The following is a 24,411-nucleotide window of genomic DNA, read 5'->3' as shown; positions in this document are numbered from 1 at the left end:
GGCTAGCTTTTCTTTTTGTGTTACAATGAAGTTAACAAATTATTCGAGGTGAGTGTTATGTATTGGATCATTGGTTTAATCGTATTTCTACTTCTTTTACCGCAAATTGTGGCAACCTATCAAGAACAAATCTTTTATCGACTCAATCAAGAACGTTTAGCCAAAACAAAATCAGTCAATGTGCGTCAAGAAATCGAAAATGAAGATGGCTCTATAGATGTGCAACTTTTGGCTTTAGATGGGCTATTATTGCACGCAAAAGTCTATCCACGCGAAAATCCTAAAGGTATCGTTCAGCTTATCCACGGTGTATTAGAGCACAAAGGCCGCTATGATGATTTTTGTCGCTATTTAAATGCCCAAGGTTATATCGTTGTGATTAGTGATACACGTGGTCATGGCCATTCTACCAATCAAAAATATCCACACGTCATGATGCAAACCGTTGATGAACTGATTTTTGACCAAGTGTTGGTTACCCGTTTTATTAAAGAACGCTATCCTAACCTCCCATTAAGTTTATTTGGTCATTCGTTAGGCTCCATGATTGCGAGAATCTATCTGCAAAATTATGATGACGAAATCGAGCACTTAATTTTAACAGGTACGGTCACGCCTTATCCACTTGCTCCTGTGGGGGTCTTTTTAGCTCGTATTGTGGTCTTCTATTTTGGAAAATCAGGTCATAGCGCACTTTTAAACGCCTTAAACCCTGGAAAAAACGATACGCTGGATTGGATTAGCTATAATTTGGATAATCTCGACCGCATCGCCAAAGACCCGCTCTGCCAAGTGCGCTTGACCAACAGTGGCATGCTGACCATGTTTACGATTAATGCACGACTCAAAGAAATCGCCAAATTCCAATGTAAAAATCCTGATTTGAAGATTTTGAGTGCGACTGGTGTGGATGATACCTTGATTACCGGTGGCGAAAAAGGACTTGCTGAAAGCTTAGATACCTTGAAAAAAATCGGCTATCACAATATCACCAATCTCGTCTATCCAGAAATGAAGCATGAAGTTATCCAAGAAAAAAATCGCCTACAAGTCTATCAAGACATCGTAGCCTTTATCGAAAATAACTTAAAAACTGAGGTGAAATCGTGAAAATCCTAATTCCATCTGCAAAAGAATTGAATCTAGCCATTAAAGACCAATCCTTTCAAGTGCTTAGTCCAAAAACGAAGGAGATTGTCGTTGCTTTTTCTGAACTATCATTAGCGGAAATACAAAAAGCTTACAAAATTAAAGAAGACATGGCTGCCAAAGTCCAAGCGCAATGGCAAGCACTCCAAAAGCAAAACGCGCAAACTTATCCAGCTTACTTATTACTAGATGGCTTGATGTACCGCCAGTTTAATAAAGAAAGTTATACTCAAGAAGAAAGTCAGTATATCCATGATTTTCTGGCTATCACCTCTGCTTTATATGGGGTCATTCCGGCTGATACCCCGATTGCTCCTTATCGCCTAGACTTTCAAACCAAAGGCAAAATTCAAGGACAATCCCTGCGAAAATTTTGGCAGTCTTCTTTTGATCAAGCTGTTAAAAATGAGGAAATCATTCTTTCGCTGCTCTCTAGTGAATTTGAAGAAGTATTTAGCAAAGACTTGCAGCAAAACTTCTATCAATGTGTCTTTATGGAGGAAAAAGAAGGCCAACGCAAAATCCACTCTACCATTTCTAAAAAAGCCCGTGGGAAAATGGTCAAAGAACTCATCTCTCATCAAATTCAAAGCATTGATGAGGTTCGCAAATTAACTTTTGACGGTTTCAGCTTACAAAAAGATGAATCCACTGACAAACGCTTGGTCTTTGTAAAAAAAGTGTAGGAGCTGACCGACCCATCTCATATCCTTTATCTACGGCGTTCAGCAGCTAGACATTGTGAAATTCATGTCTGAGCGAGCTGCTTTGCGACCTATTTGTAATCTGTGTTCGGCGGGTAGCTACTTCGGCGTATAAGCCAGCCCGTCTGGGAAAGTCTTTACTTCTCGGACTTTCCCGACGTTCTGGACAAACTTATCCGCTCGTAGCTAATCGACCCGCCTCACATCCTTGAAACAAAAAAACGTTGGTGTTTAAGTTTTTGTTCTTAAACACCAACGTTTTTACTATTTTACCATAATGTGTATGGATCTTCTTCTTTTGCAAATTTGCCTGTGTAATCATCATCTAAAAGTTTTTGGTTTTCATGTAATTGTGAATAACCAGCTAAACCTTTACGATATAGGATTTGCATAGCGACACCTAATAAGATGATAAAGACAATAGCTAAAATGACTAAAATCAACATTGAGTTACGGTATAATTCATCACCAAGACCTGTTGAAATTGCTTGACGTAAGCTGTAAATTGAGTAAGTCATTGGCATGAATGGATTTAATACATTATAGAATTTGCTAATCAATGGCATTGGGAATACCCCACCTGATGAACCTAATTGCATAACTAGGAGCAACACGGCAATGAAACGTCCAGGATTATCAAAGCTCATCGCTAAGAACATAATCATAAACATGAATAACCAAGCAGTTACTAGAAGTGTCATGTAGAAGTTCATTGGTTGCGCAACTTCTAAACCAATCATTCTCATCACTGTACCAATGATTAAAGCCATCATTGAAGAAGTGATAAATCCGACAGTTAGTTTGCTCATAAACCATTGAGTGGCATTGCTATTTTTGCGGTCGGCAATTTTACGGATTGGATAAACAAAGTTAAATACTAGACAGCCGACAAATAATGATACGCTCATGAAGTATGGCGCTAATGCATGTCCATAGTTTGGCACATCACTGTATTTTTCTTGTTCCGTCTTAGTAGGAGCAGCAATCATTTTCGCAGTATTGTTTGTTAATTTCACATCTGTTAATTTATCAGAAGCTTCACCTAATTTATCTGCTAATTCTTTGTTGCCATCTTTAACTTGTGTAGAACCATCAGCAAGTTTATTCACACCATCTGCTAATGCTGGGATTTGGCCATTTAAGGTATTTAATCCATCACTTAATTGGCTTGCCCCACTATTTAATTTTGCAGAGTTAGCTGTTAATTTCTTCATGCCAGCGTTTAATTGCTTGCTACCATCAGCTAATTGATTGGCACCACTAGCTAAAGCAGGTAGTTGACCTTGCATTAAACCTAAACCAGCAGCAAGTTGACCAGAACCAGAACCTAATTCAGCAGATTTGGCATTCAACAGATTTAGACCGCCATTTAATTGACTACCACCAGCAACTAATCGTTTCACACCATCTGTTAAAGTTGGTAATTGGTTTTGCATTTCTTTCATGCCACCAACGATTTGATTGGCACCGCCAGTTAATTCACTAGATTTATCATTCAATGTAGCAAGACCTGAATCTAGAGCTTTACTACCATCAACTAATTGACTAACCCCACCATTTAATGTAGGCAATTGAGATTGAACTTGTGCTAAACCACCAGCAATTTTTGCTGCTCCAGGAACAGCTTCTTTTTTCACTGTTAAAGTGCCGTTAATTAATTCATTCAATCCTGCAGTTGCTTGATCTGTATTTGCAGCTAATTGAGAAGTTGCTGTACTTAATTCGCCAATTTTTGATGTATCAACACTTGGTAAATTATTCATTAACTGACCAACTTGTGTTAATGTTGCACCAACATTTTGTAAACTATTACCAGCTGCCGTAACTTGTGCACCAATTTGTTGATTATTGGCACCGACTTGTTGTCCGATAAGTTGTGCTAATTGTTGAGCAGGAACAGTCACATTGCCATTTGCATCTGTTGGTAATTGACTGACAACATTAGAAGCAACTTGCGCTGGACTCGTTTGTAAGGTTTGACCAGCCGTTGCAAGACTTGCTCCAGCACTTTGTAAGTCAGCTTGAACGGTTGCAAATTGTCCTTTTAGTTGACCTAATTGATCTAAAGGTAAATTATTTAAAGTTGGTAATACAGCATTAATGGTATTGATGTATTGTTGAACACCGTTTACATAGCTTCTTAATTGTGTTGCTTGTTCTTCACCAAATTGGCTTGTACCAGCTTGTAATTGATCAGCTAATTGCTTAGAACCTTCTGCTAATTGATTAATGCCATTAGCTAAAGCAGGTAATTGACCTTGCATCGTTTGTAATCCAGCTGCTAATTGACTACTTCCATCACCAGCTTGAGCAACGCCTGCTGTATAAGCATTTAAGCCATCGACAAATTGATTACCGCCACCAACTAACTTGTTGACGCCATCGACTAAACCTGGAACTTTGTAGCTTAATACTTTCAAACCATCGACTAATTGGTTGCTACCAAGATAAGCTTGTTTAACACCAGCTGTATATTGGTTTACGCCAGTATTTAATGCTTTACCACCATCAGCTAATTGGTTCACGCCACCCACTAAAGTAGGCACTTTACCATTTAACTGTTGTAAGCCCGCTGCTAGTTGGTCGCTTCCTTTGGCGGCTTGACCAGCACCGTCTGTGTATTGTTTTACACCGTCTGCTAATTGTTTGCCACCATCATCTAATTGTTTCACACCGCTAGATAATTCAGGGACTTTACCTTGAACCGTTGCGATACCATCAGCGACTTGTTTTGAACCATCTGCTAATTTCGTTGCACCATCCGCAGCTTGATCCATGCCATCGCCAACTGTTTTCACCATTTTGATAATCACATCAGCATATGATTTGGTGACTGACTCGCTGACTTGCGCTTTTAATTGCGTCATAGCATTTTCACTGATAACTTCCCCTAAAAAGTTCAACCCACCATTTGTTTCGTAGGTTAAATCCATTTTTTCAGGATCGGTATCTAATACAGAAGCCGCATTTTCAGAGAAGTTTTTCGGAATTTTAACGATCATATAATATTTACGATCTTTAAGTCCATCTTGCGCCTTTTTAGCTGAAACAAAATGCCAATCTAAATCGTCATTTGATTTCAACTCTTTTACCAATCTGTCACCAACATCGACTTTATTACCTTCTAATGTAGTTGGTTGGTCTAAATTCACCACCGCAACTGGTAAATGATTAATTCTGCCGTATGGATCCCAAATTGATTTTAGGAAAATACTTGCATAAAGAATAGGTAAACACATCGCTACGATAACAGTAACGAATAGTAATTTGTTTGCCCAGATTTTCTGGAATTCTTTTTTAATCACTGTTTTCCACCACTTTCATATTTAATTGTCAAAGAATCAAAAAATTGAGAATTACTTCAATCATCGAGAAACTTCACCCTTTAGAAATCTTTTTCCGAAAGTTTTCATAAAATTGGGTAAAAGAATCCCACGAAAGCTATTTTACTCATCTTTGAACCCTTTGCAAGCGGCTTTACGACAAAACCAAAAAAGTGTATGGATTGCACATAAATATCAAACAAAATACTTTACAAAATGGTTTTCAGATAAACTTTAAAATAACTAAAGTACTGTTTTTTAGCACAAAAAAGTACAGACTGCTTAAGGCTTGTCTGTACTTTCATTGTTTTAATAGGCAATGTGATAAGTGGTTTCAGAATGGAAAGTCTCTTCTGGGCGTAATAGAATCGAACCATATTGGCTGAACTTTTCTGCACCCGGGATTCCTTGAGGTTCAATTGCAATCGAACCGCGTGCAACCATCGTACCATTCTTCATTGGTGTCCCTTCTTCATGGGTACCTGTGATATAAAGAATAATCGCATCGGAATCAGTTTTGATTTGCATACTTACTGCTTGATCAGGACTGGTAATTGTCAAGTCATAGTCGTTTTCATGATGAAGGACAAATGGATCATCAAGCGTGGTTTCGCCGATTTCTTTTAAAGTTCTAAAATCAAATTTTGTCCCTGCCACTTGGGTAAATTCGCCTGTTGTTGTGACATCTGGATTGGTCGTTGCTTTCTTCTCAGCGCCAACTTGTAATAAATGACTGTTGACGGGATTTCCTTCACTACCAGTTAAATTATAATAGCCATGGCAAGTTGGATTATATAAAGTGGCTTTATCGGTTTTCGCTTCATAAGTCATCTTTAAATTGTCCTCTTCATCTAAAGTATAAATCACTTTAGCTTGGACTTCTCCAGGAAAGCCATCTGCGCCATCAGGATGCGTAAAGCTATAAATAACCCCTACTTTACCTTCTTGCTCAAAGGTTTCAGCAAACCAATCTTTGGTATCAAAACCATTGGAACCTGAGTGTAAAGTATGCGCATTATTATTCGTTTCAGTGGTATAAGTTTGACCATCAATGGTGAACTGACTATCGGTAATTCGTCCAGCGACAGGTCCAATCGTTGCCCCAAAGTAGCGCAATTCTTTTTGTAAAGCCAAATCTTTAGGAGCGGCCACAATATCACGTAGCTCTTCTTTTAATGGCACTTGAATAGCTAAAAGGCGTGCACCAAATGGACTAGTTAAGACTCTTAATCCTTTAGAATTTGTTAGTTCATAGACTGTTTCATAATTTTTATCATGGATTTGTTTCACTGTTAACATGATTTCACCTACTCTAATTATTAGATACATTCTTTATTTTAAACCAATTCATGTAAGCGTCAACAAGATTTACGAATTTTTGGTTATATTGTTCAAAATCTTGAGACGTATTTGTATTAAATGACAAAACGCCTAACTCACAACTCATCGTAAGCTAGGCGTTTATTCTCTCATTATTTTGTTTCAGCTTTTAAGCGTTCAACGTCACGAGCAATCATTAATTCTTCATCTGTTGGAATCACTAATACTTTCACTTTAGAATCAGGTGTTGAAATGACTAGTTCTTCGCCACGTTTTTTGTTTTGTTCTGGGTCGATTTCGCAACCAAACCAGCTCATACCTTTCATAATTTCGCTACGAACATGAGCATCATTTTCCCCAATACCAGCAGTGAAGATAATGGCATCTACGCCGTTCATTACTGCAACGTATGAAGCAATATATTTACGGACACGATCCACAAACACTTGGTAAGTTAAGTCGATTTGAGGTTTGCCTAGATTTGCTTCGATATCACGCATATCACTAGAAATACCGCTCAAACCAAGTAAACCAGATTTTTTATTTAAGATCGTCAACATTTCGTCAATGTCGATGTCTAATTTTTTCATCAAATAAGGTAATACAGCAGGGTCAATATCACCAGAACGTGTACCCATTGTTACCCCAGCTAATGGTGTGAATCCCATAGAAGTATCCACTGAACGGCCACCATCAACCGCTGTAATTGAAGCACCATTTCCTAAATGACAAGTGATTAGTTTTAATTCTTCAATTGGTTTGCCTAGTACTTCAGCCGCACGGTGCGCAACATAGCGATGACTTGTACCATGTGCACCATATTTACGGACTTTATATTTATCATAGTATTCCATTGGTAAGCTGTATAGATAAGCAAATTCAGGCATATTGGCATGGAAAGCAGTGTCAAATACCGCTACATTAATCACGCCTGGTAACAATTTACGGAAGGCACGAATCCCCATGACGTGAGCTGGATTATGTAATGGCGCGAAGGCAGCACATTCTTCAATTTTTTCCACAACTTCATCATCAATGACTACTGATTCACTGTAGTATTCACCACCATGCACGATACGGTGACCAACTCCTGTGATTTCGTCATAGCTTGCTAAAATGCCTAGTTCAATTAATTGATCCATTAACATTTGGACAGCAATTTCATGATTTTCAATGTCTTGCACTAATTCAAATTTTTCATCTTCACCATATTTAATAGTAAAGATTGAATTAGGTAAACCAATACGTTCCACCAAACCTTTTGCAACAACTTTTTCTTCCGGCATTAAATATAGTTGCCATTTTAAACTTGAACTTCCCGCGTTAATTGAAATAGTTTTTGACATAATATCGACCTCTAATCTTTTGTAAATTACCTAATTTAAATAAGTTTCTTTCCATTGTGCGAACTCTTTGAAGAATTCAGCAATTTTTTCCGGTTGTTTTAAGGTTTGTAAGCGAGCTAATAAGACTTCACTTACTTGCTTTGCTCCTTGTCCACGGTTTTGCAGCAAGATGATGCTCTTTTTCGAATGTTCGTTACGGAATAAATCATCCGGTAATTGAATGATTCCTTGTAAATAAACTTTTTCTTGAAGCAACTTTTTGAATTCGTCGCTTTGTGGACTTTCTAAAAATTGACTTGGCATTAGGAAAATACCAAAGCCAGCTTCTTTGACATACTTCATCGCTTGTTCAATGAGCAAGTGGTGGGCATAGGTATGTTCATTTTCCGCGTGAACGATAAAATCTTTGGCCTTTTCATCAATTGGGTAATAGCCGACTGGTAAATCACCAACGGCCACATCCACTGGTTCAATTAGTAAGTCCTGTAAGCCATCTTGATGGAATAAAGTAACCTCACTTTCGAACCATTGACTATTGGCGGCTGCTACTGCTAAAAGTGTCTCATCATTATCCACACCAATCGCGGTTGTATGATATTTGGCTAAGGCTAGATTATTGACAATGGTGAACAAAAGATTGCCCATCCCTGTCGTTAAATCCAACATGCGTAAATTTGCTTTTTGATCCATATAGAGTTGCTCAATCAAATAAACAAATAAAAAGCCAATGCCATCGGGGGTCAATTGATGATTTGCTTGTAGTTTTTCCGTCTGTGCCCCTTTTAACAGCAACAATTGACTGATTTTACGTTTTTCTTCGGCGGTAAATTCATCCGCTTTTAATTGTTCGTATAAAGGAGTGAGTTGATCAATGCTTTCTTGATTAGGGACTCCTTCAATAACACGAATGGTATATTGATCATTGATATTTTCAACATGCTCAATATAAGCATCTAAAAATGAACATTCTAACGCTTGCTGCAAGATTTGAATAGCTTGCAAATGCGTGTAAAAACGTTCTTCAATTTTTTCTGGAAACATTTTTTCAACTCCATTATATAATTTATAACAACTTTACCGTCTGTTTAATTTTATCTCAATTTGTGATATTTTTCAATCGCTTTCTTTGATATCATTTGTTGAAATAATTTCTGAAAACGTTGAAAAATCAACAAAAATGCTTGGAAACATTCTTTTCATTTCCAAGCATCTTTGTTTTGTCATCTGTATTAATTTGTAAATTATATAACTAAGCTACTCTATCAAGGATTTGTTTTGTCACTGGTTATCGTCGTTGTTTCATCTGAAGAAGATACCGAAACATTCAGTGAATCTCTTATTTTCATAGAATCGGACTTTAAATAAATCCAAAGTATCATTTCATCAGTTGTTTTTTGATAGTGAATTTGTCCAATATTGTAGTTCACCACGCCTTCTTTGTCATATTTTGTTGGATTTTTTTGATAATCAGCTAACAATAATTGTTTCATCATTTGGCGTTGGAAATAGTGTTTGACCTCGCGATTGGCCAACTGCTGATGATGAAAGCTACTTGTCAGCATCATTAAAATCACACTCAACATAAAAATGAAACTCAGGACAATCATCAAGATGCCGGCCCTAGGTGGTTTTAGGCGGTAGTAAAAGTGTCGCATGCTTCTCGTTCCCTTCTTGAAAGTAAACATCGATTTGAATAAACTGATTGTTTTCTTGAAAATGGATTGATTTTACTTGTTTTAAGATGGGCTGATTGCCACTATTAATCGAAAGCATAAAGTTATTGGTCGCACTTAGCTTTAAGATTGCCTTAGGATAATAGCCATTTTCCGCTACTTTACTTTCAAGGACGACTTTTTCCGGATCGATTTTGATCCATTGAAAATCTTTTAGTTGATGTTCTAGTTGAATCATGGAAAGTTGAAAGTCTTGGGTTTGCTGAAAGTGTAAGTAGTTATCAATTTTTCGCATCCCAAAAAGTAACTGATTCATCCCTAAAAGCGTCAGGCCAATCAAAAATAGCGCCCACAAACATTCAAAAAGGGTAAAGGCTCGTTGTTTATTCAATAGTTATCACCTGAGTTTTCCCTTGATCCTCATACTGAAAATCCGCTTTTTGATATTGCTGATGATAGACTTGCACATACAACTGCTCATAAGCTGCGCGCATATTTTCTAGATATTGTTCTTCTCTTTTTAATTCTTGAATATAAGAGACCGCACTGCTCCAAAGCAATAAAGCACAACTCGCAAATAAAAAGAGACTAAATAAACTTTCCATAAAGATATAAGCTGGCTGATTAAAGCGGGATAATTTTCTTTTCATAGCGACCACTTCCAAAATAAAATGAATAAATCACCTTGCACCGCGCATGCTCATCGGCAAATACGACTTTGCTAGCTGGGGCATAATTACCGGTCTTACTACTAAAACGTAGATAGCGAGCAGAGGAAATACAGTGAATGCCCTCTGGATAGTGAAACACAATAGCGGAAAACTTTGGATGCTCCATGCGAATCCCACTCGCATTGATAATCATTTCTGAAGGCGCATCGGTGGTAATGGCCCGGGCAATGGTTAGGTAAAAGCTAGATTCAAATTGACGAAAAAAACGCGCGCGCTCAAGTTGTTGTTGCATCTTTTGGTAACCATGCACACTTAAACTTGCTAATGAAGTCAAAAGCCACAATACCAATAGACACTCTATCAAAGTAAAAGACATTATTTTGCGCTTAGTTTGCTGGGGTTGGCGTATATTCATCTTTCACTTCATCTTTATGCTTTTGATAGATTTTTGCACGATCTTCACCGACTAATTCGACAATTTTAGCGTCATTTGGTTCTTCGCCCTTTTCTGCCTTATATAATTCAATTTCCTGTTTAACAACCTTAGCAATAGCAATATCTGATTTTTTCTGCGCATCATTGCCTTTTTTAGTTAAATTCGGCACAAAAATCATCATTAACATGCCAATAATAAAAAGGACAATAATCATCTCAATTAAAGTAAAAGCTTTGAATTTTTTTCTTTTCATTCTCTTTTCCTCCATTAACTAAATTGGCCGATTTGACTGTAAACCGGCATTAAAATTGATAAATACATTCCTAGCACTAAAACCGCAACAAAAAAGAAGACAACGGGTTGAATCCACTGCATCCCTTGCTGTAATTTTTGTTGGAAGGTTTCTAAACTCAAGCGACTATAAATCGTTAATTCTTTGCCTAAATCACCGGTCATCTCCCCTTGAAACAAAATTTGGGTAAACTCTGGTGTAAAAAACACTTCATCGGCTAAGGCTTGTTGTAAAGTGAGTCCAACTGAAAGCTTCTTAGCGACATCGCGTGATAATTCATGCATAAAGGAGTGCTGTTCCAACTGTTGCATACATAAGATGATTTGCCTAAGTTCTAAGCCTTGTTGCAATAATAGTCCCCACTCAGAAGCAAAAAAACTCGTATAATATAGCTGAATCAACGCCTTGATACCCGGAATCCGGCAATAATATTGGACTTTTTGTAATACAGGCAAGCGACGCCATAAACTTTTTTGCAAGATATAACCCAAAACACTTATCCCACACACACCTACTAAAATATTCGGTGCATACCATAACAGGAAAATCATCCCCTGTTTTTTGCTGACCATGCCCGTCTCAATAAACTGAGGTAATAAGATAAAGCGCATCAGCAATAACATTCCTAACAAAAATACCAATAATAATACAGGATAAAATAAGATTTGCTGCATTTTTTGAAGACGTTCTTGGCGTAGTTTTAATTGCTGATAAATACTAGCTAAAGTGAGTGGTAAATTACCATGAATTTGCGCCAATTGAATCTGGGCGATAATCTGTGGACTGAAGTGAAGCGTGCGAAAAATTTCTTCTAATTCAGTGCCTGTACAAAGCATTTTTTCGATTTGGGCTAAATACTGCGGCGATAATTGTTTTCCTCGTTGAATTAATTGAAAACTACTTTGCATCGAAAATCCGCTATTTAAATAAATGGAAAGCAAGTAAACGAGTTGCTTTTGGGCTTTTTTATCTTTTTTGACCTTCATCATAATACCTCTGATACTGCTTAAGACTGTCACTAAAAGGTAAATAAATAGCTGGTTCACTGTAAAATTCATAACCAAAAACCACTTCTGCTTGGCCATTAGGATCATTTAACATCCGCTGATAAATAACCCCCATCAAACAATTATCTAACTCACTTGTTTCACCAATTAAATCAATGAGCCGACTTTTCGTTTCACGGACGCCTTTAGCATGAACAGTCGCAAATACTTTGTGTCCAGTTAAGGCGGCTCGAATCGCTGCTTTGGCGGTACGTTCATCACGAATCTCGCCAATGATTAAAATATCCGGACGATGACGCAAAGATAATTTAATTAATTGATCATAGGTTTGATTAATTTTATCGTTGGTCTGTAACTGCAAAAAGCTCGGTTCCTCAATTTCTACCGGGTCTTCAATCGTAATCACTTGCCCTTTGATTTGTTTGGCAAGCTGATACATTAAAGTCGTTTTACCTGAACCCGTTGGACCACTAAAGAGATATAACCCTGCTGCTTTGGTTCGTTTGACAATCGTTTCAAACTGTTCATAGCTAAAATAATGCAGATGATCGACGGATAAATTGTACAAAAAGCGAATGACCATACTTTCATTGCCACGATAATCCCCCACGGTGGAAAGTCGTAATCTTTGCACCTCATCATGTAATGGATAACTGATAGCTCCTAGTTGGGCGCGGCGATGTTCTCCTACATCCATTTCCCCTAAGTATTTAAAACGCGTAATTAATTGTTGGGCGATTTGAGGACTGACTTCTTTAAATGAAGCAATTTCTTGATTTTTTCTGAATTGAATCACTCCTTTATCCTCGCGTAAGTACAAATACATATCTTGCATCTGCTCTTTAACCCCAAATTCGATCATCTCATCAGAAAAATCTTCAATTAGCATGATTCTCACTTCCTTTCCCTTAACTTGAAAGAATGAATAGAGGCCTCTACTTATTAAATTCGCAAAAAAGTTCAAAATGCGTTTTACAAATAAAAAAAATCCTTAAACATTCGACCAATTTCGGCCAAATGCTTAAGGATAATAATCATTTGCTTAAATTTGTTCTAAGGCTTGCGTTAAATCTTCAATTAAGTCTTCTACATTTTCGATACCCACAGAGATACGAATGGTTTCTGGTTGGATACCTGCTGCTTTCAAGTCTTCTTCATTTAATTGGGAGTGGGTGGTAGAAGCTGGATGGATAATTAATGATTTTGCATCGCCCACATTTGCTAATAATGAGAAGATTTTCGTTGAACCACATAGTTTTTGACTGGCTTCTTTCCCGGCTTTTAGTCCAAATGAAAAGACTGAGCTCGTACCTTTAGGGAAATATTTTTGTGCCAAATCATAATATGGGCTACTCTTTAAGGTTGGATAATGAACCCAAGCAACTTTTGGATGATTTTCTAAAAACTCAGCAATTCGTTGTGCATTTTCGACATGACGTTCCATTCTTAGTGATAACGTTTCGATACCTAGTAGTAAAGTCCAAGCATTAAATGGTGAAATCGCTGCGCCAAAGTCACGTAATAAAATCGTTCTAGCACGGGTGATATAAGCGGCATTTCCGGCTGCTTGCGTCCAAGAAACACCATGGTAACTAGGATCTGGATCGACTAATTTCGCAAATTTGCCATTCGTCCAGTCAAAGTTTCCAGAATCAACGATCGCCCCACCTAAGGAAACGCCATGACCACCAATATATTTAGTAGTGGAGTAAACGGTAATATCTGCGCCATGTTCAAATGGTCTAAATAGATAAGGTGTTGCAAAAGTATTATCCACAATTAATGGAATCCCTGCTTCATGCGCAATTTGACTTAACGCTTCCACATCTAACACATTGATATCTGGATTACCAAGTGATTCGATAAATAAAGCTTTGGTATTTTCTTGAATGGCAGCTTTCACTTCATCAAGATTTTCAGCATTGACAAAAGTAGTAGTAATGCCAAATTCAGGTAAGGTATTGGCAAATAAGTTATAGGTCCCGCCATAAAGGGTACTCGCTGATACGACATGATCGCCACTGCTAGCAATATTTTGAATCGCATAGCTAATCGCACTTGAACCTGATGCTGTGGCTAAAGCGCCCACACCACCTTCTAATAAAGCAAGTCGTTCTTCTAAAATACTAGTCGTTGGGTTGGTAATTCGCGTATAAATATTTCCGCCTTCTTCTAAAGCAAAGCGGGCCGCGGCTTGTTCAGCATTTTCAAATACATAAGAAGTTGTTTGATAAATCGGTACGGCCCGACTTCCTGTTTCTTTATCGACGGTATGTCCTCCGTGTAATTGAATGGTTTCGAAGCGTTGTGTCATGAAAATCCCTCCAAAAAATGTAAATTTACTAAAAATTATTAGAATTTGATTAAATCATAGCACAACGATTCAAAATGTCAACGCAATATCTAGTATCTATAGTTTTTTTCTATCACGACAGGCTTGGATAAATTTCTGTGCCAATTGTTTACTTACGGTTGATTGATACATATGCTCCGGATGCCACTGAACAGCCCAAACGAAAAGATAATCCGGATGATAAACGGCTTCTATTAGGCCATCTGTTGCCTGAGCCATCGCGACTAAATCAGGTGCTAAGTCTTTTATCGCTTGATGATGGCGGCTATTGACACTTAATTCTCCTGTTTGCAATAACTCATATAAAGGCGTATCGGCATAAAGGGTCACTTGATGGATGCCTTGATCATATGGTTTTGGCATACTATGCACCAAATCAGTTGCAAATTGCGTTGGAATATCTTGATACAATGAGCCGCCAAAATACACATTTAAAATTTGTAAGCCGCGGCAAATCCCGAAAATAGGTTTGTCTGTTTTTAAAAATAACTTTATTAGCGAAATCTCCATCTTGTCGCGTATTTCACATAACACTTGGCATTCGGGACGTTTTTCTTCCCCATAAAGTGTGGGATTGACATCATGGCCACCGGTTAAAAGTAAACCATCTAGCTGCTCATATAATTGATTGAGGGTTGCTTCATCCGCAGTCAAAGGTAAAACGACTGGAATCCCGCCTGCTTGCTCAATTAATTTTTGATACTCGGGTAACATCCAAATACTTTCTAACTTTTCATCATATAAAGGAATTAGTCCAATGAAAGGGCGCATTACAATCACATCCTGTAAAATTTTGCCTTCATTCTACTCTATTCTCTTTGCTTTGTCTACGGCTATGGTTAATGAGCAACCATCTCTTGGGCAATTTCATGCGCTGACAGTTGGCTTGGGTAATAAGTCGGCCAGTTTTCTAATTCATTTAGTAAGGCTTCTTGAGACTCGTTACCAAAATATAAGTGGAAATGGCCAGCTTTTTGTGGTGAAATAGCATGATCACTAAATTGTAAATATTTAAAGGCTTTGGTTTGTAAATCTTTAGCCTCAAAAAGATATCTGACGCCCCGATTGCCTGCCTCGTAGTTTAAGACTTTATACCCCACATAGCGATAGTCACTGCTTTGTTTGGTTCCATCATCAAACGTAAAGGTGAAAGTATCTCCTTGAATCTCTATTTGTTTGACATTCGTACGATAACCTTTTTCGTAATAGCTACGATAAGCTTCCTCAGATTTTCCAGGATTTAATTTGGCTTTGTAATGAAACACTTGATCTAATTCACCTTTAGCGACTAATGGATAGACAGACTGCCAGGTACCTTGCCAGTCTTTTAAAGTACGATTTTTGATTTGGTCATCTTCAAAGTAACCATTATAGACTGTTTTTGGTTTAGCCTGTGTATTTTCTTGTTTCATGGATGGTTGCTTACTACCAGCTTTCACCAAAGCTTGCAAGTTTTGGCGCATCACGGTTAGATAGTTTTCGCCTTTTTTAATTTGTGAATTAGTCAGTCCTTCTAATGGATTTAAGACCGCTAACTTCACATTAGCTTCTTTGGCTAAGGTACGAGCAATTTTATCCTGGGCATTTTCTTCAAAAAAGATCGTTTGGACTTCATATTGTTTTACCAGTTTTTTCAGTTCAGCTAATTTGCTTGCACTAGGCTCTTCTTCTGGGTTGATGCCTGCAATGGGAATTTGTTTTAATCCATATTCAACAGCTAAATATTGAAAAGCACTATGCTGGGTCACAAAATGTTTTTGCGGTAATTGACCCAGTTGTTTTTGATATTCTTGATCTAATTGCGTTAATTTAGCTAAATATTTTTGACTATTGGTTGCAAACTTTTTCTGCAGTTTTGGATATTGTTTGCTTAATTCTTTGGTAATGGTTTGTACTTGCTTTTTGGCTAGGCTAGGAGCTAACCAAACATGCGGGTCAAATTCATGATGGTGTCCGTCTGCACCATGATCATGATCATGCTCTTCTTCCTCACCACCAGGTAATAAAACCATATCCTTAGTAGACTGGATAAAATTCACTTTATCATCCGTTAAACTAGACTTTACTTTTCCCACCCAAGTTTCCATATTTGGATCATCATAGACCATTGTTTGGCTTTGTTGTATTTTGGCAATATCTTTGGCAGATGGTTCAAAATCATGTGGTTCCGTTCCTGCTGGAATCAGTAATTCTACATTTGCTTTATCGCCTACAATTTCCTTGGTAAACTCATACACAGGATAAATAGTTGTCATAATGGTTGGTTTTTTACTATTTGATTCAGGTTGTTTTTGACAAGCTGTTAATAAGATGCTCGCACAAGCAACACATAATAATAAAACTTTCTTTTTCATCATATTCCTCATTTCTTTTTATAAATCGTAACTGTTACGTTTTATAAATTAACAAAAATTTTTGGGCCTGTCAATAGCCTGTTTGAAATATTTTTCCTCTTCATTTTATTGGATAAAAAAAGAAGCCTCTTTTTGTAGAGACTTCATCATAGTTATTAAAAGAATAGGCCTAGCAATAAACAAAGCGCATATGCACCATTAAAGACGATTAAATTTTTAATAGAAATACTGAAGGTTTCGCGTTTGATTTGTTTTTTTGAAAAAATTCGTAAGTTATTACGGATTATTGGAAATATCGCCCAAATAAAAAGAATCGTCCAATGATATAGCCCCAAAAATAAACCAATCGTCAACGTAATAAAACATAAATACATTAAAATATTAAATAGGAAAACCCCATTTTGACGACCAATATAATAAGGCAAAGTATAGCGATGATTTTCAATATCTTGGTCTAAATCACATAAATTATTGGCTAACATAATATTAGCAATCGTACAAATCATCGGAATGGACGCCCAAATTACCGCCAATACTGTCCATAGATTACCAGTTAAGGCAAACTGTCCTGTTTTCAAACTTAAATTGAGCCAGAGAACTTTGCTTTGATAAATATTGATGTATATAACCATCGCAAAAATTCCTAAACCCATGGTTACCCCACTAAACAACTCACCTAAAGGCATACGAGAAAGTGGCACTGGGCCGAATGTATAAAAGACACCGATAAAGCAGCACAAACAGCCCATCACTAAAAGCAACCAACCCGTTTTAAACGATAAATACATACCAACTAAAAAAGCAACAAAAATTAATCCAAATATGATTTGTTGCACTAATTTTTCTGGAATATGTTCACGACCAACAACATTTTCCGTATATTTATACTCCTCAGATTTTGCTTTTCTGAAATCCATATAATTATTAATCGCTGTGGTCGCCATATCAAAACATAGCATACCAATAAAAAAGATAATGGTGTTGCCTACATGAAATTCATTAAAGTAACTTAACGTAAATAGTACACCGATAACAAAAGGCGTTAAACTAGCCAATTTCGTTTTAATTTCGACCAAATCCAAAAAAGTTTTTACAGACATTTTTTTCCTCGATTCTATTTATTTAGCCATTGTATAGCCGGATTCCTTATTTAATTCAAAGGATGGCACACCTTTACTTAAATAGATTTTATCATCTTTAGTGACGAAAATCGCTTCGACTCCTTTTTGCTTATTCACAAATTTCAAGCCTTTTTGAACACCCATTGAAAAGACTGCTGTAGATAAGCCATCGCCATCAATCGAATATTTCGTAATAATCGTTACACCCGCAATATCATTATCAAACGGATAGCCAGTTTTAGGGTTGAATAAATGATGATACTTCACCCCATCAACTTCAAGATAGCGTTCATAAATACCTGATGTAACCAAAGTCTGATTACTTGCTAAGACTGATCCAACTGTCACATTACGGGCTTGGTTAGGATCTTGAATACCCACCGTCCAAGGAGTATCCTTGCCACGCGGGCTCTTCCCTAAGACGTAGACATTTCCCCCTAAGTCAACAATCGCTGTAGTCACCCCATGTTTTTTCAATAATTTCACGACTTCATCAGCAATGAAACCTTTAGCAATTGCACCTAAATCAAGTGCCATGCCTTTTTCTTCCAAGTAGATTGTTTGTTTTTGGTCATTTAACTTGACTTTTTTGTAGTCTACTAATTTGAGTGCTGCATCAATTTCTGCCTGACTTGGTTTTCTAGCATCAGGAAAGCCGATATGCCATAACTGCGTAATCGGCCCAATCGCCATATCAAAACCACCATGAGATTCTTCACTGATTTGATACGCTTTTTTGGCCAAACGATAGACATCACTCGTGACTTTCACTGGTTTAATGCCTGCTTGAGCGTTGACTTCATCAATTTCTGAGCCTTTTTGATTAACAGTCACTTTATCTCCCAAGCTCTTTACTTTTTTAAAGGCCAGGGGTAAGACATCTTCTTTACCATCATCATAAATTCGGATATTGACATATGTACCGATTAAAAATTGATTATCCGAATAAGGTGTCTCATTAATTTTAGGTGCAGCTGCTTGTTTTTGACAGCCCGCAAGCAAGATAGTCCCTAAGACCATCACTAGCATTATGATTCTATTTTTCATAAAATCCTCCTTACTCATTTTCTATGCCTTTTTATCATAGCGCAGAAAGTTTGTTTAGCCAATAAATTTTTTCCTTAGAGTCATATTATTTAACGCCATTGAAGACAAAAGTTATATATTTCTAGCTAGTTATATTAAATAAAAAAAAGATGGAGCGATGATTAAACACCGTTCCATCTCGTGTGATTTTATGAAACAAAATTATTCAGTGACGATGTTGTCCACTTCAATTTTAGCAGTATCGCCTTTTTGAGCAGCGTTGATTAATTGAGCTGCATAAATCTTGAAGCTGTCAGAACTGTGAGTAGCACCAGTAACTACTTCTACGTTATTTACTGAAGGTTCTTCTCCACTCATAGCTTTCACTAATTCTTCATTCAATTGAGGAATGTAAGTCTTAGGAGCTGTACCTGATTTTTCTTGCATTGATTTATTGTATTCTTCATCATCTTGTTTAGATTTACCATCTTTATCAACGTAATCATATTTAGATTCAGTTAATTTACCATCTTTAACAGTGATTGAGAATACAACACGGTAGTTATGAGAGTAGTTCTTTTCTTCTAAAGTGTAAGTACCATCTTTCAAAGCGGCACCATTGTCGATTTCGATTGTATCAGTTTTACCAGCTTGAGCAGCTTGGATTAATTGTTGTGCATAGTTCTTGAAGCTTTCTGATGAATGAGTGGCTCCAGTTACAACAGCTACATTAGCATTTTGTCCTTCAACTAATTCTTTGTTTAATTGAGGAGTATAAGTTTCTGGATCAGTACCAGATTTAGCTTTCATATTTTTATTGTAGTCAGCGTCTTTTGTTTTAGATTCGCCTTTTTCATTTACATTGTCATAGTTAGATTCAGTGATTTTGCCATCTTTAACTGTGATAGAAAATACTGTACGGTAACCATGTTCATAGTTCTTTTCTTCAAGTTTGTATGTACCGTCTTGTAAATCTGCACCAGCGACTTTCTTAACTTCTTTAGCTTCTTCTTTTGAGCTGGATGATTTTGCCACACTTGAAGAAGACGCAGTTGATGATGCTGTGTCTTTCTTGTCGTTTCCTCCACAAGCTGCTAACAATAAGGTAGATAAAGCTAGCGTTGTGAAACCTGTTAAAATTTTCTTCATTTTCATTGCAAAGTTCCCCTTTACTACTTTTTTCACAAACGAAATTGTGAAATCGTTTGTTTACACTCTTATTCTATAACATTAATCGAATTTGTCAACCGCTATCATTGGTATTTTTCCAAATTCTTTTACTTTTCACAGAATTCTAATCGTCTTATTCAAAATCTGTGAAAAAACAGTTCAGAAGTTAGACAAATTTTATAAATTCTTATATAATATAGTAGATTATGCAATGATCAATTTATACTATTATTATTCAAGGAGCGAATTTACTTATGGCAAAAGAAAAAGTAATTGTTATAGGTGCCGGTTATTCTGGTGTAGCTGCTACAAAACTTTTATCTAAAAAGCTAAAAGGTACAGACACACAAATCACTTTAATCGATCGTCATTCTTACCATACAATGATGACTGAATTGCATGAAGTGGCTGGTGGTCGTGTAGAACCTACAGCTATCCAATACGACCTACAACGTTTATTCTGCCACAACAAAAATGTTGAAATTGTGACAGACACTGTTACTGGTATCGACAAAGAAAACAAAGTTGTTCAAACAAAAATGGGAGAATATCCATTTGACCACTTAATCATCGGTATGGGTGGCGAACCAAACGACTTTGGTACACCTGGTGTTAAAGAAAACGGTTTTACACTTTGGTCATTTGAAGATGCTTTGAAGATCAGAAAACACATTGAAGACATTGTTGAAAAAGCAGCAATCGAACCAGATGCTGAAAAACGTAAAGCAATGTTAACTTTCGTGGTCTGTGGTTCTGGATTTACCGGTATTGAAATGGTCGGTGAATTAATGGACTGGCGTGATCGCTTAGCTAAAGACTTCAAGCTAAGTAAAGATGATTTCACACTTAAAGTTGTTGAAGCAATGCCAACTATCTTAAACATGTTAGACCGTGGTGGTGCGGCTAAGGCTGAACGCTACATGAAAAAACATGGTGTTGAAATTTTAACAGAATCACCAATCGTTGAAGTAGCTAAAGATCATATCGTCTTAAAAGATGGTAGCACTATCCCAACACATACTTTAATCTGGACTGCTGGAGTTAAAGCGACTTCTGATGCAGCTGACTTCGGTATTGAAAAAGCACGTGCCAACCGTTTAGTAGCAAACCAATACATGCAAGCAAAAGGCTACGAAGATAAAAACATCTATATTATCGGGGACTTAGTTTACTATGAAGAAACTCCTGGTAAACCAACACCTCAAATCGTACAAGCAGCTGAACAAACTGCGCACTGTGCGGCAGAAAATGTTATCGCATCTATTAAAGGTGGCGAAAAACACCCATTCAAGAGTAACTACCAAGGCTTCATGGTTTCAATTGGTTCTCGTTACGGGGTAGCTAACCTATTTGGTAAGATTAAATTATCTGGCTTCTTCGCGATGTTTATGAAACACGTGGTAAACTTGAAATACTTCTTTGACATTCGTTCTGGATATTATATGTTCCAATACATCATGCATGAATTCTTCCATATTAAAGATGAAAGAAATATTATGCGTGGTCACTCATCTCGTTACGGTAATGTTTTATGGAGCGTGCCATTACGTATCTTCTACGGATTCATGTGGTTAATCGAATCTATGAAGAAAGTTTTAGGTGATAATGGTCATCTATTCCAACCAAGTACTTGGTTTGGTGAAGGTTCATGGTTTACTGATCACATCGTCTTCCCATTCCCTTGGTTGCAAGAACAAGCTGCAACAACTGGTGCCTCAGCTGCTGCAGGAGGATCTGGTGCTGCTGAAGCGACAAGTGCTGCTAGTGGCGCTGCTGCAAGTGGTGGTGGTGAAGCTGCGACTCAAGCTGCTCACTTTGGATTTAGTTATGCTTACGGCGAACAACCAATGCAAGTGTTAGATCACATGCCAAAATGGTTCGAAAGTATCATGAAATTTATGATGCCTAATAAAGAAGTTGCTTTATTCTTCCAAAAATTCATGACTATCGTAGAAATTGGTATTGCTCTAGCCTTAATCGTCGGTCTATTCACTTGGTTAGCGAGTGCGACAACCGTAGCCTTAGTCGTGGCCTTCTGTCTATCAGGTATGTTCTTCTGGGTAAATATTTGGTTTATTCCAGTTGCTATTGCCTTGATGAACGGTTCTGGTCGTGCCTTTGGTCTTGATCACTGGGTAGTTCCTTGGTTACAACGTAAACTAGGGCACTGGTGGTATGGCGATGTCAAATCGAGATACTAAGCACTAAAAGATAAATCTTTTTAGGAAAACTGAGACAAGCTGTTTCAGTTTTCCTTCTGTTTAATAGACGAATTAAACTTTTAGTTCGCCTATTAAACAGATGATTAAAGGAGATATTTTGTGGATTTCAAAACATTTTTTAAAAAGAGCCGCATGAAGCGTTGGGATTTTATTATTCTCATAAGTTTGGTGATTCTCTCTTTTATTCCAATTCTCATTTTTAGTATCTATCAATCTAAAATCAATGAAGTCACTTATCAAGCCATTGTTAAAGTAGATGGGAAACAAGTCAAAACTTTTGATTTAAGTGAAAATGGACAACACTACACCTATCGTTATGAAGATAAAGATGGGGATTATAATATTATTGAAGTGAATCGTAATCAAATACGGATGAAAGAAGCCAATTGCGGCGATCAAATCTGTGTGAAGCGTGGCTGGATTAAAAAACCGGGGGAAACCATCGTCTGTTTACCTCATAAATTAGTTATCGAAATCCAGTCCTCAGATGGGAGTGAATCTGGTAGCGTCATTTACTAGCTGCCTTTACTTATGGTACAATCAAAACTAAAAACGATGGTCTATATCTCTTTACTTGTGGCTCAAGCTTTAGTGATTGGACTCATTGAAAATATGATTCCCTATCCTTTTGGTTTTGCACCAGGAGCGAAAATGGGACTGGCCAATCTCATTACGATTATCGCTATTTTTACCTTATCCAAACGCGAAACGATCACATTGATTGGCTTAAGACTTTGCTTATCAACCTTACTTGGTGGTACAGTTTCGACTTTTCTATATAGTTTTTCTGGAGCGGTACTCAGCTATATCGGCATGATGCTTGTCAAATCTCTTGGGCCAAAGAGAGTCAGCATCATTGGCATTAGCGCCACAGGAGGTTTTATGCATAATGTGGGCCAACTTGTAACAGCCTCCCTTATTGCACAATCCTGGACCGTCATGCTCTATCTACCAGTGCTTTCCTTTTTAGGGATTCTTTCAGGGATTGCCATTGGTGTCTGTGCGAATTATTTATTTATGCACGTGCGAACCTTGCAAAGATTTCAAATGGAGCGTGATCGACAAACACAACAAAATTGGTCAAATCAATTAATTGGAAAGGATTTGATTTAGATGAAATTACATCCCATGTGGCAAAATTATCCACAATTAGTTCCTGAATTAAATCAGACCATTGAACTGATGGAACAATCCGTGAAATTAAAAAATAAAGCTGTCGAAAAAGCAGTATTAGATATGATTCATTCTGGCGGTAAACTATTAAGACCGGCTTATCAACTACTTTTCTCACAATTTGGCACAGAACAAGATCGTAAAAAAGCCATTTGTCTAGCCGCAGCCATCGAAATGCTACATACTGCGACTCTCATCCATGACGATATTATTGATGAAGCTGATATCCGTCGCAAACTGCCAACTATTCGCAAACAATTTGATAATTCGACTGCTGTTTATGCTGGTGATTATCTTCTTATCAGTTGTTTTAAATTATTAGCTGACTATACCCAATCCATGCGCAGTTTACAGTTAAATTCACGCAGTATGGAAAAAATTCTTGATGGTGAATTAGGTCAAATGAATGATCGCTATCAAATTGATGTCACGATTGATGATTATTTAGAAAATATTTCTGGAAAAACGGCTGAACTTTTTGCCCTAAGCTGTGGCATTGGTGCTTTAGAAAGTGGTTGTAGTGAAGCTTTCAGTAAAAAATGTAGCGAAATTGGGCTAAATATTGGCTTAGCTTTCCAAATTATTGATGATATTTTAGACTATACGAAAACGCCTGAAGGAATTGGTAAACCTGTTTTAGAAGATGTACGTCAAGGTGTTTATTCCTTGCCTTTAATCTATGCGCTAAAGGAAAATAAACAAGCATTATTGCCTTATTTAAGTAAAAAAGGAGCTATGTCGCATGAAGATGCCCAAGCGGTTTTTGATATTGTGCACCAAACAAATGCGATTCAAAAAGCTCAAGATTTAGCTGCTAAATATACGGATAAAGCACTAAAAGGCATTGCAAAGCTACCTGATAATCAAGTACAAACCAAAGAAAATTTAGCGCATCTAACTAAGGCTATTTTAACGCGCGAAAATTAAGTAAAAAAGCCAGGCCTCTCATCATTCAGAGAGGCCTGGCTTTTTTGTGCTCGTGGCTGATCGAGTCGATTTACAACCTTTTATTAATCTGTGTTCGGCAGCTAGACATTGTGAAATTCGCCCTCCCGCTTGAGAAAATCTCCT

At 37.2% G+C, this 24,411-nt stretch carries 23 protein-coding genes; 6 read left to right on the top strand and 17 right to left on the bottom strand.

Annotated elements, in window-relative coordinates; genetic code table 11:
- The first annotated feature begins 57 nt into the window (after positions 1 to 57).
- Positions 58 to 1,110: an alpha/beta fold hydrolase gene (locus tag ACTQZM_RS01250; protein WP_441652639.1), complete on the top strand. Its 1,053-nt coding sequence runs from the start codon at positions 58 to 60 to the stop codon at positions 1,108 to 1,110.
- Positions 1,107 to 1,835 carry a YaaA family protein gene (gene yaaA / locus ACTQZM_RS01245; RefSeq protein ID WP_441652638.1) on the top strand — a complete coding sequence of 243 codons (729 nt, stop codon included), beginning with the start codon at positions 1,107 to 1,109 and terminating at the stop codon, positions 1,833 to 1,835. The genes ACTQZM_RS01250 and yaaA overlap by 4 nt, the downstream gene beginning before the upstream one ends.
- Positions 1,836 to 2,122: 287 nt before the next feature.
- On the opposite strand, the gene ACTQZM_RS01240 is transcribed toward yaaA, so the two are convergent.
- From ACTQZM_RS01240 to pplA, 17 genes are all read right to left on the bottom strand, one after another.
- The gene (locus tag ACTQZM_RS01240; protein WP_441652637.1) at positions 2,123 to 5,158 is read right to left on the bottom strand and encodes a YhgE/Pip family protein; all 3,036 of its coding nucleotides are present in this window, start codon (positions 5,156 to 5,158) and stop codon (positions 2,123 to 2,125) included.
- A gap of 327 nt (positions 5,159 to 5,485) precedes the next feature.
- Complete coding sequence (locus tag ACTQZM_RS01235) at positions 5,486 to 6,475, bottom strand: aldose epimerase family protein (protein ID WP_248624453.1); 990 nt, start codon at positions 6,473 to 6,475, stop codon at positions 5,486 to 5,488.
- Positions 6,476 to 6,648: 173 nt separating this feature from the next.
- Entirely contained in the window at positions 6,649 to 7,842 is a 1,194-nt protein-coding gene (locus ACTQZM_RS01230; RefSeq protein ID WP_047334162.1) for an acetate kinase, read from the bottom strand.
- A gap of 30 nt (positions 7,843 to 7,872) precedes the next feature.
- A complete protein-coding gene (locus ACTQZM_RS01225; protein WP_441652636.1) occupies positions 7,873 to 8,883 on the bottom strand; it encodes a class I SAM-dependent methyltransferase in 1,011 nt (336 codons plus the stop codon).
- Positions 8,884 to 9,104: 221 nt separating this feature from the next.
- Positions 9,105 to 9,425, bottom strand: coding sequence for a hypothetical protein (locus ACTQZM_RS01220; RefSeq protein ID WP_111736132.1), 321 nt, complete (start codon positions 9,423 to 9,425; stop codon positions 9,105 to 9,107).
- 37 nt (positions 9,426 to 9,462) lie between these two features.
- A complete protein-coding gene (locus ACTQZM_RS01215) occupies positions 9,463 to 9,906 on the bottom strand; it encodes a ComGF family competence protein (RefSeq protein ID WP_441652635.1) in 444 nt (147 codons plus the stop codon).
- Complete coding sequence (locus ACTQZM_RS01210) at positions 9,899 to 10,165, bottom strand: hypothetical protein (RefSeq protein WP_047334164.1); 267 nt, start codon at positions 10,163 to 10,165, stop codon at positions 9,899 to 9,901. The genes ACTQZM_RS01215 and ACTQZM_RS01210 overlap by 8 nt, the downstream gene beginning before the upstream one ends.
- Positions 10,140 to 10,535: a hypothetical protein gene (locus ACTQZM_RS01205; RefSeq protein WP_235426094.1), complete on the bottom strand. Its 396-nt coding sequence runs from the start codon at positions 10,533 to 10,535 to the stop codon at positions 10,140 to 10,142. The genes ACTQZM_RS01210 and ACTQZM_RS01205 overlap by 26 nt, the downstream gene beginning before the upstream one ends.
- Positions 10,536 to 10,572: 37 nt before the next feature.
- Complete coding sequence (gene comGC, locus ACTQZM_RS01200) at positions 10,573 to 10,875, bottom strand: competence type IV pilus major pilin ComGC (protein ID WP_441652634.1); 303 nt, start codon at positions 10,873 to 10,875, stop codon at positions 10,573 to 10,575.
- A 14-nt stretch (positions 10,876 to 10,889) separates the two neighbouring features.
- Positions 10,890 to 11,900 (bottom strand): competence type IV pilus assembly protein ComGB, encoded by a 1,011-nt coding sequence (gene comGB, locus ACTQZM_RS01195; RefSeq protein ID WP_087403061.1) that lies wholly within the window; start codon positions 11,898 to 11,900, stop codon positions 10,890 to 10,892.
- On the bottom strand, positions 11,881 to 12,810 hold the full coding sequence (gene comGA / locus ACTQZM_RS01190) for a competence type IV pilus ATPase ComGA (protein ID WP_114975655.1): 930 nt from the start codon (positions 12,808 to 12,810) through the stop codon (positions 11,881 to 11,883). The genes comGB and comGA overlap by 20 nt, the downstream gene beginning before the upstream one ends.
- A 153-nt stretch (positions 12,811 to 12,963) precedes the next feature.
- Positions 12,964 to 14,235 (bottom strand): O-acetylhomoserine aminocarboxypropyltransferase/cysteine synthase family protein, encoded by a 1,272-nt coding sequence (locus ACTQZM_RS01185; protein WP_243198077.1) that lies wholly within the window; start codon positions 14,233 to 14,235, stop codon positions 12,964 to 12,966.
- A gap of 96 nt (positions 14,236 to 14,331) precedes the next feature.
- A complete protein-coding gene (locus tag ACTQZM_RS01180) occupies positions 14,332 to 15,045 on the bottom strand; it encodes a gamma-glutamyl-gamma-aminobutyrate hydrolase family protein (protein ID WP_016251488.1) in 714 nt (237 codons plus the stop codon).
- 68 nt (positions 15,046 to 15,113) lie between these two features.
- Complete coding sequence (locus ACTQZM_RS01175) at positions 15,114 to 16,628, bottom strand: metal ABC transporter solute-binding protein, Zn/Mn family (RefSeq protein ID WP_441652633.1); 1,515 nt, start codon at positions 16,626 to 16,628, stop codon at positions 15,114 to 15,116.
- Between the two features lie 155 nt (positions 16,629 to 16,783).
- Complete coding sequence (menA, locus tag ACTQZM_RS01170; protein ID WP_441652632.1) at positions 16,784 to 17,728, bottom strand: 1,4-dihydroxy-2-naphthoate polyprenyltransferase; 945 nt, start codon at positions 17,726 to 17,728, stop codon at positions 16,784 to 16,786.
- Between the two features lie 18 nt (positions 17,729 to 17,746).
- Positions 17,747 to 18,778: an FAD:protein FMN transferase gene (locus ACTQZM_RS01165; protein ID WP_370684658.1), complete on the bottom strand. Its 1,032-nt coding sequence runs from the start codon at positions 18,776 to 18,778 to the stop codon at positions 17,747 to 17,749.
- 219 nt (positions 18,779 to 18,997) lie between these two features.
- On the bottom strand, positions 18,998 to 19,930 hold the full coding sequence (gene pplA / locus ACTQZM_RS01160) for an FMN-binding protein (RefSeq protein ID WP_441652631.1): 933 nt from the start codon (positions 19,928 to 19,930) through the stop codon (positions 18,998 to 19,000).
- 269 nt (positions 19,931 to 20,199) lie between these two features.
- On the opposite strand from pplA, the gene ACTQZM_RS01155 reads away from it, so the two are divergent.
- From ACTQZM_RS01155 to ACTQZM_RS01140, 4 genes are all read left to right on the top strand, one after another.
- A complete protein-coding gene (locus tag ACTQZM_RS01155) occupies positions 20,200 to 22,146 on the top strand; it encodes an NAD(P)/FAD-dependent oxidoreductase (RefSeq protein ID WP_248624468.1) in 1,947 nt (648 codons plus the stop codon).
- A gap of 120 nt (positions 22,147 to 22,266) precedes the next feature.
- On the top strand, positions 22,267 to 22,686 hold the full coding sequence (locus tag ACTQZM_RS01150; protein WP_113785136.1) for a NusG domain II-containing protein: 420 nt from the start codon (positions 22,267 to 22,269) through the stop codon (positions 22,684 to 22,686).
- A 12-nt stretch (positions 22,687 to 22,698) separates the two neighbouring features.
- Positions 22,699 to 23,280, top strand: a complete 582-nt coding sequence (locus tag ACTQZM_RS01145) for a Gx transporter family protein (protein WP_441652630.1) — start codon at positions 22,699 to 22,701, stop codon at positions 23,278 to 23,280.
- Positions 23,281 to 24,267 carry a polyprenyl synthetase family protein gene (locus ACTQZM_RS01140; protein WP_441652629.1) on the top strand — a complete coding sequence of 329 codons (987 nt, stop codon included), beginning with the start codon at positions 23,281 to 23,283 and terminating at the stop codon, positions 24,265 to 24,267. It begins immediately after the preceding gene.
- Positions 24,268 to 24,411 lie beyond the last annotated feature (144 nt).

Origin of the sequence: Enterococcus cecorum (assembly GCF_052119425.1) — a bacterium.
GTDB classification, from domain to species: domain Bacteria; phylum Bacillota; class Bacilli; order Lactobacillales; family Enterococcaceae; genus Enterococcus_E; species Enterococcus_E cecorum_C.
Note: the sequence above shows the minus strand (reverse complement) of the source record. Positions and strands in the feature narration are given on the sequence as shown.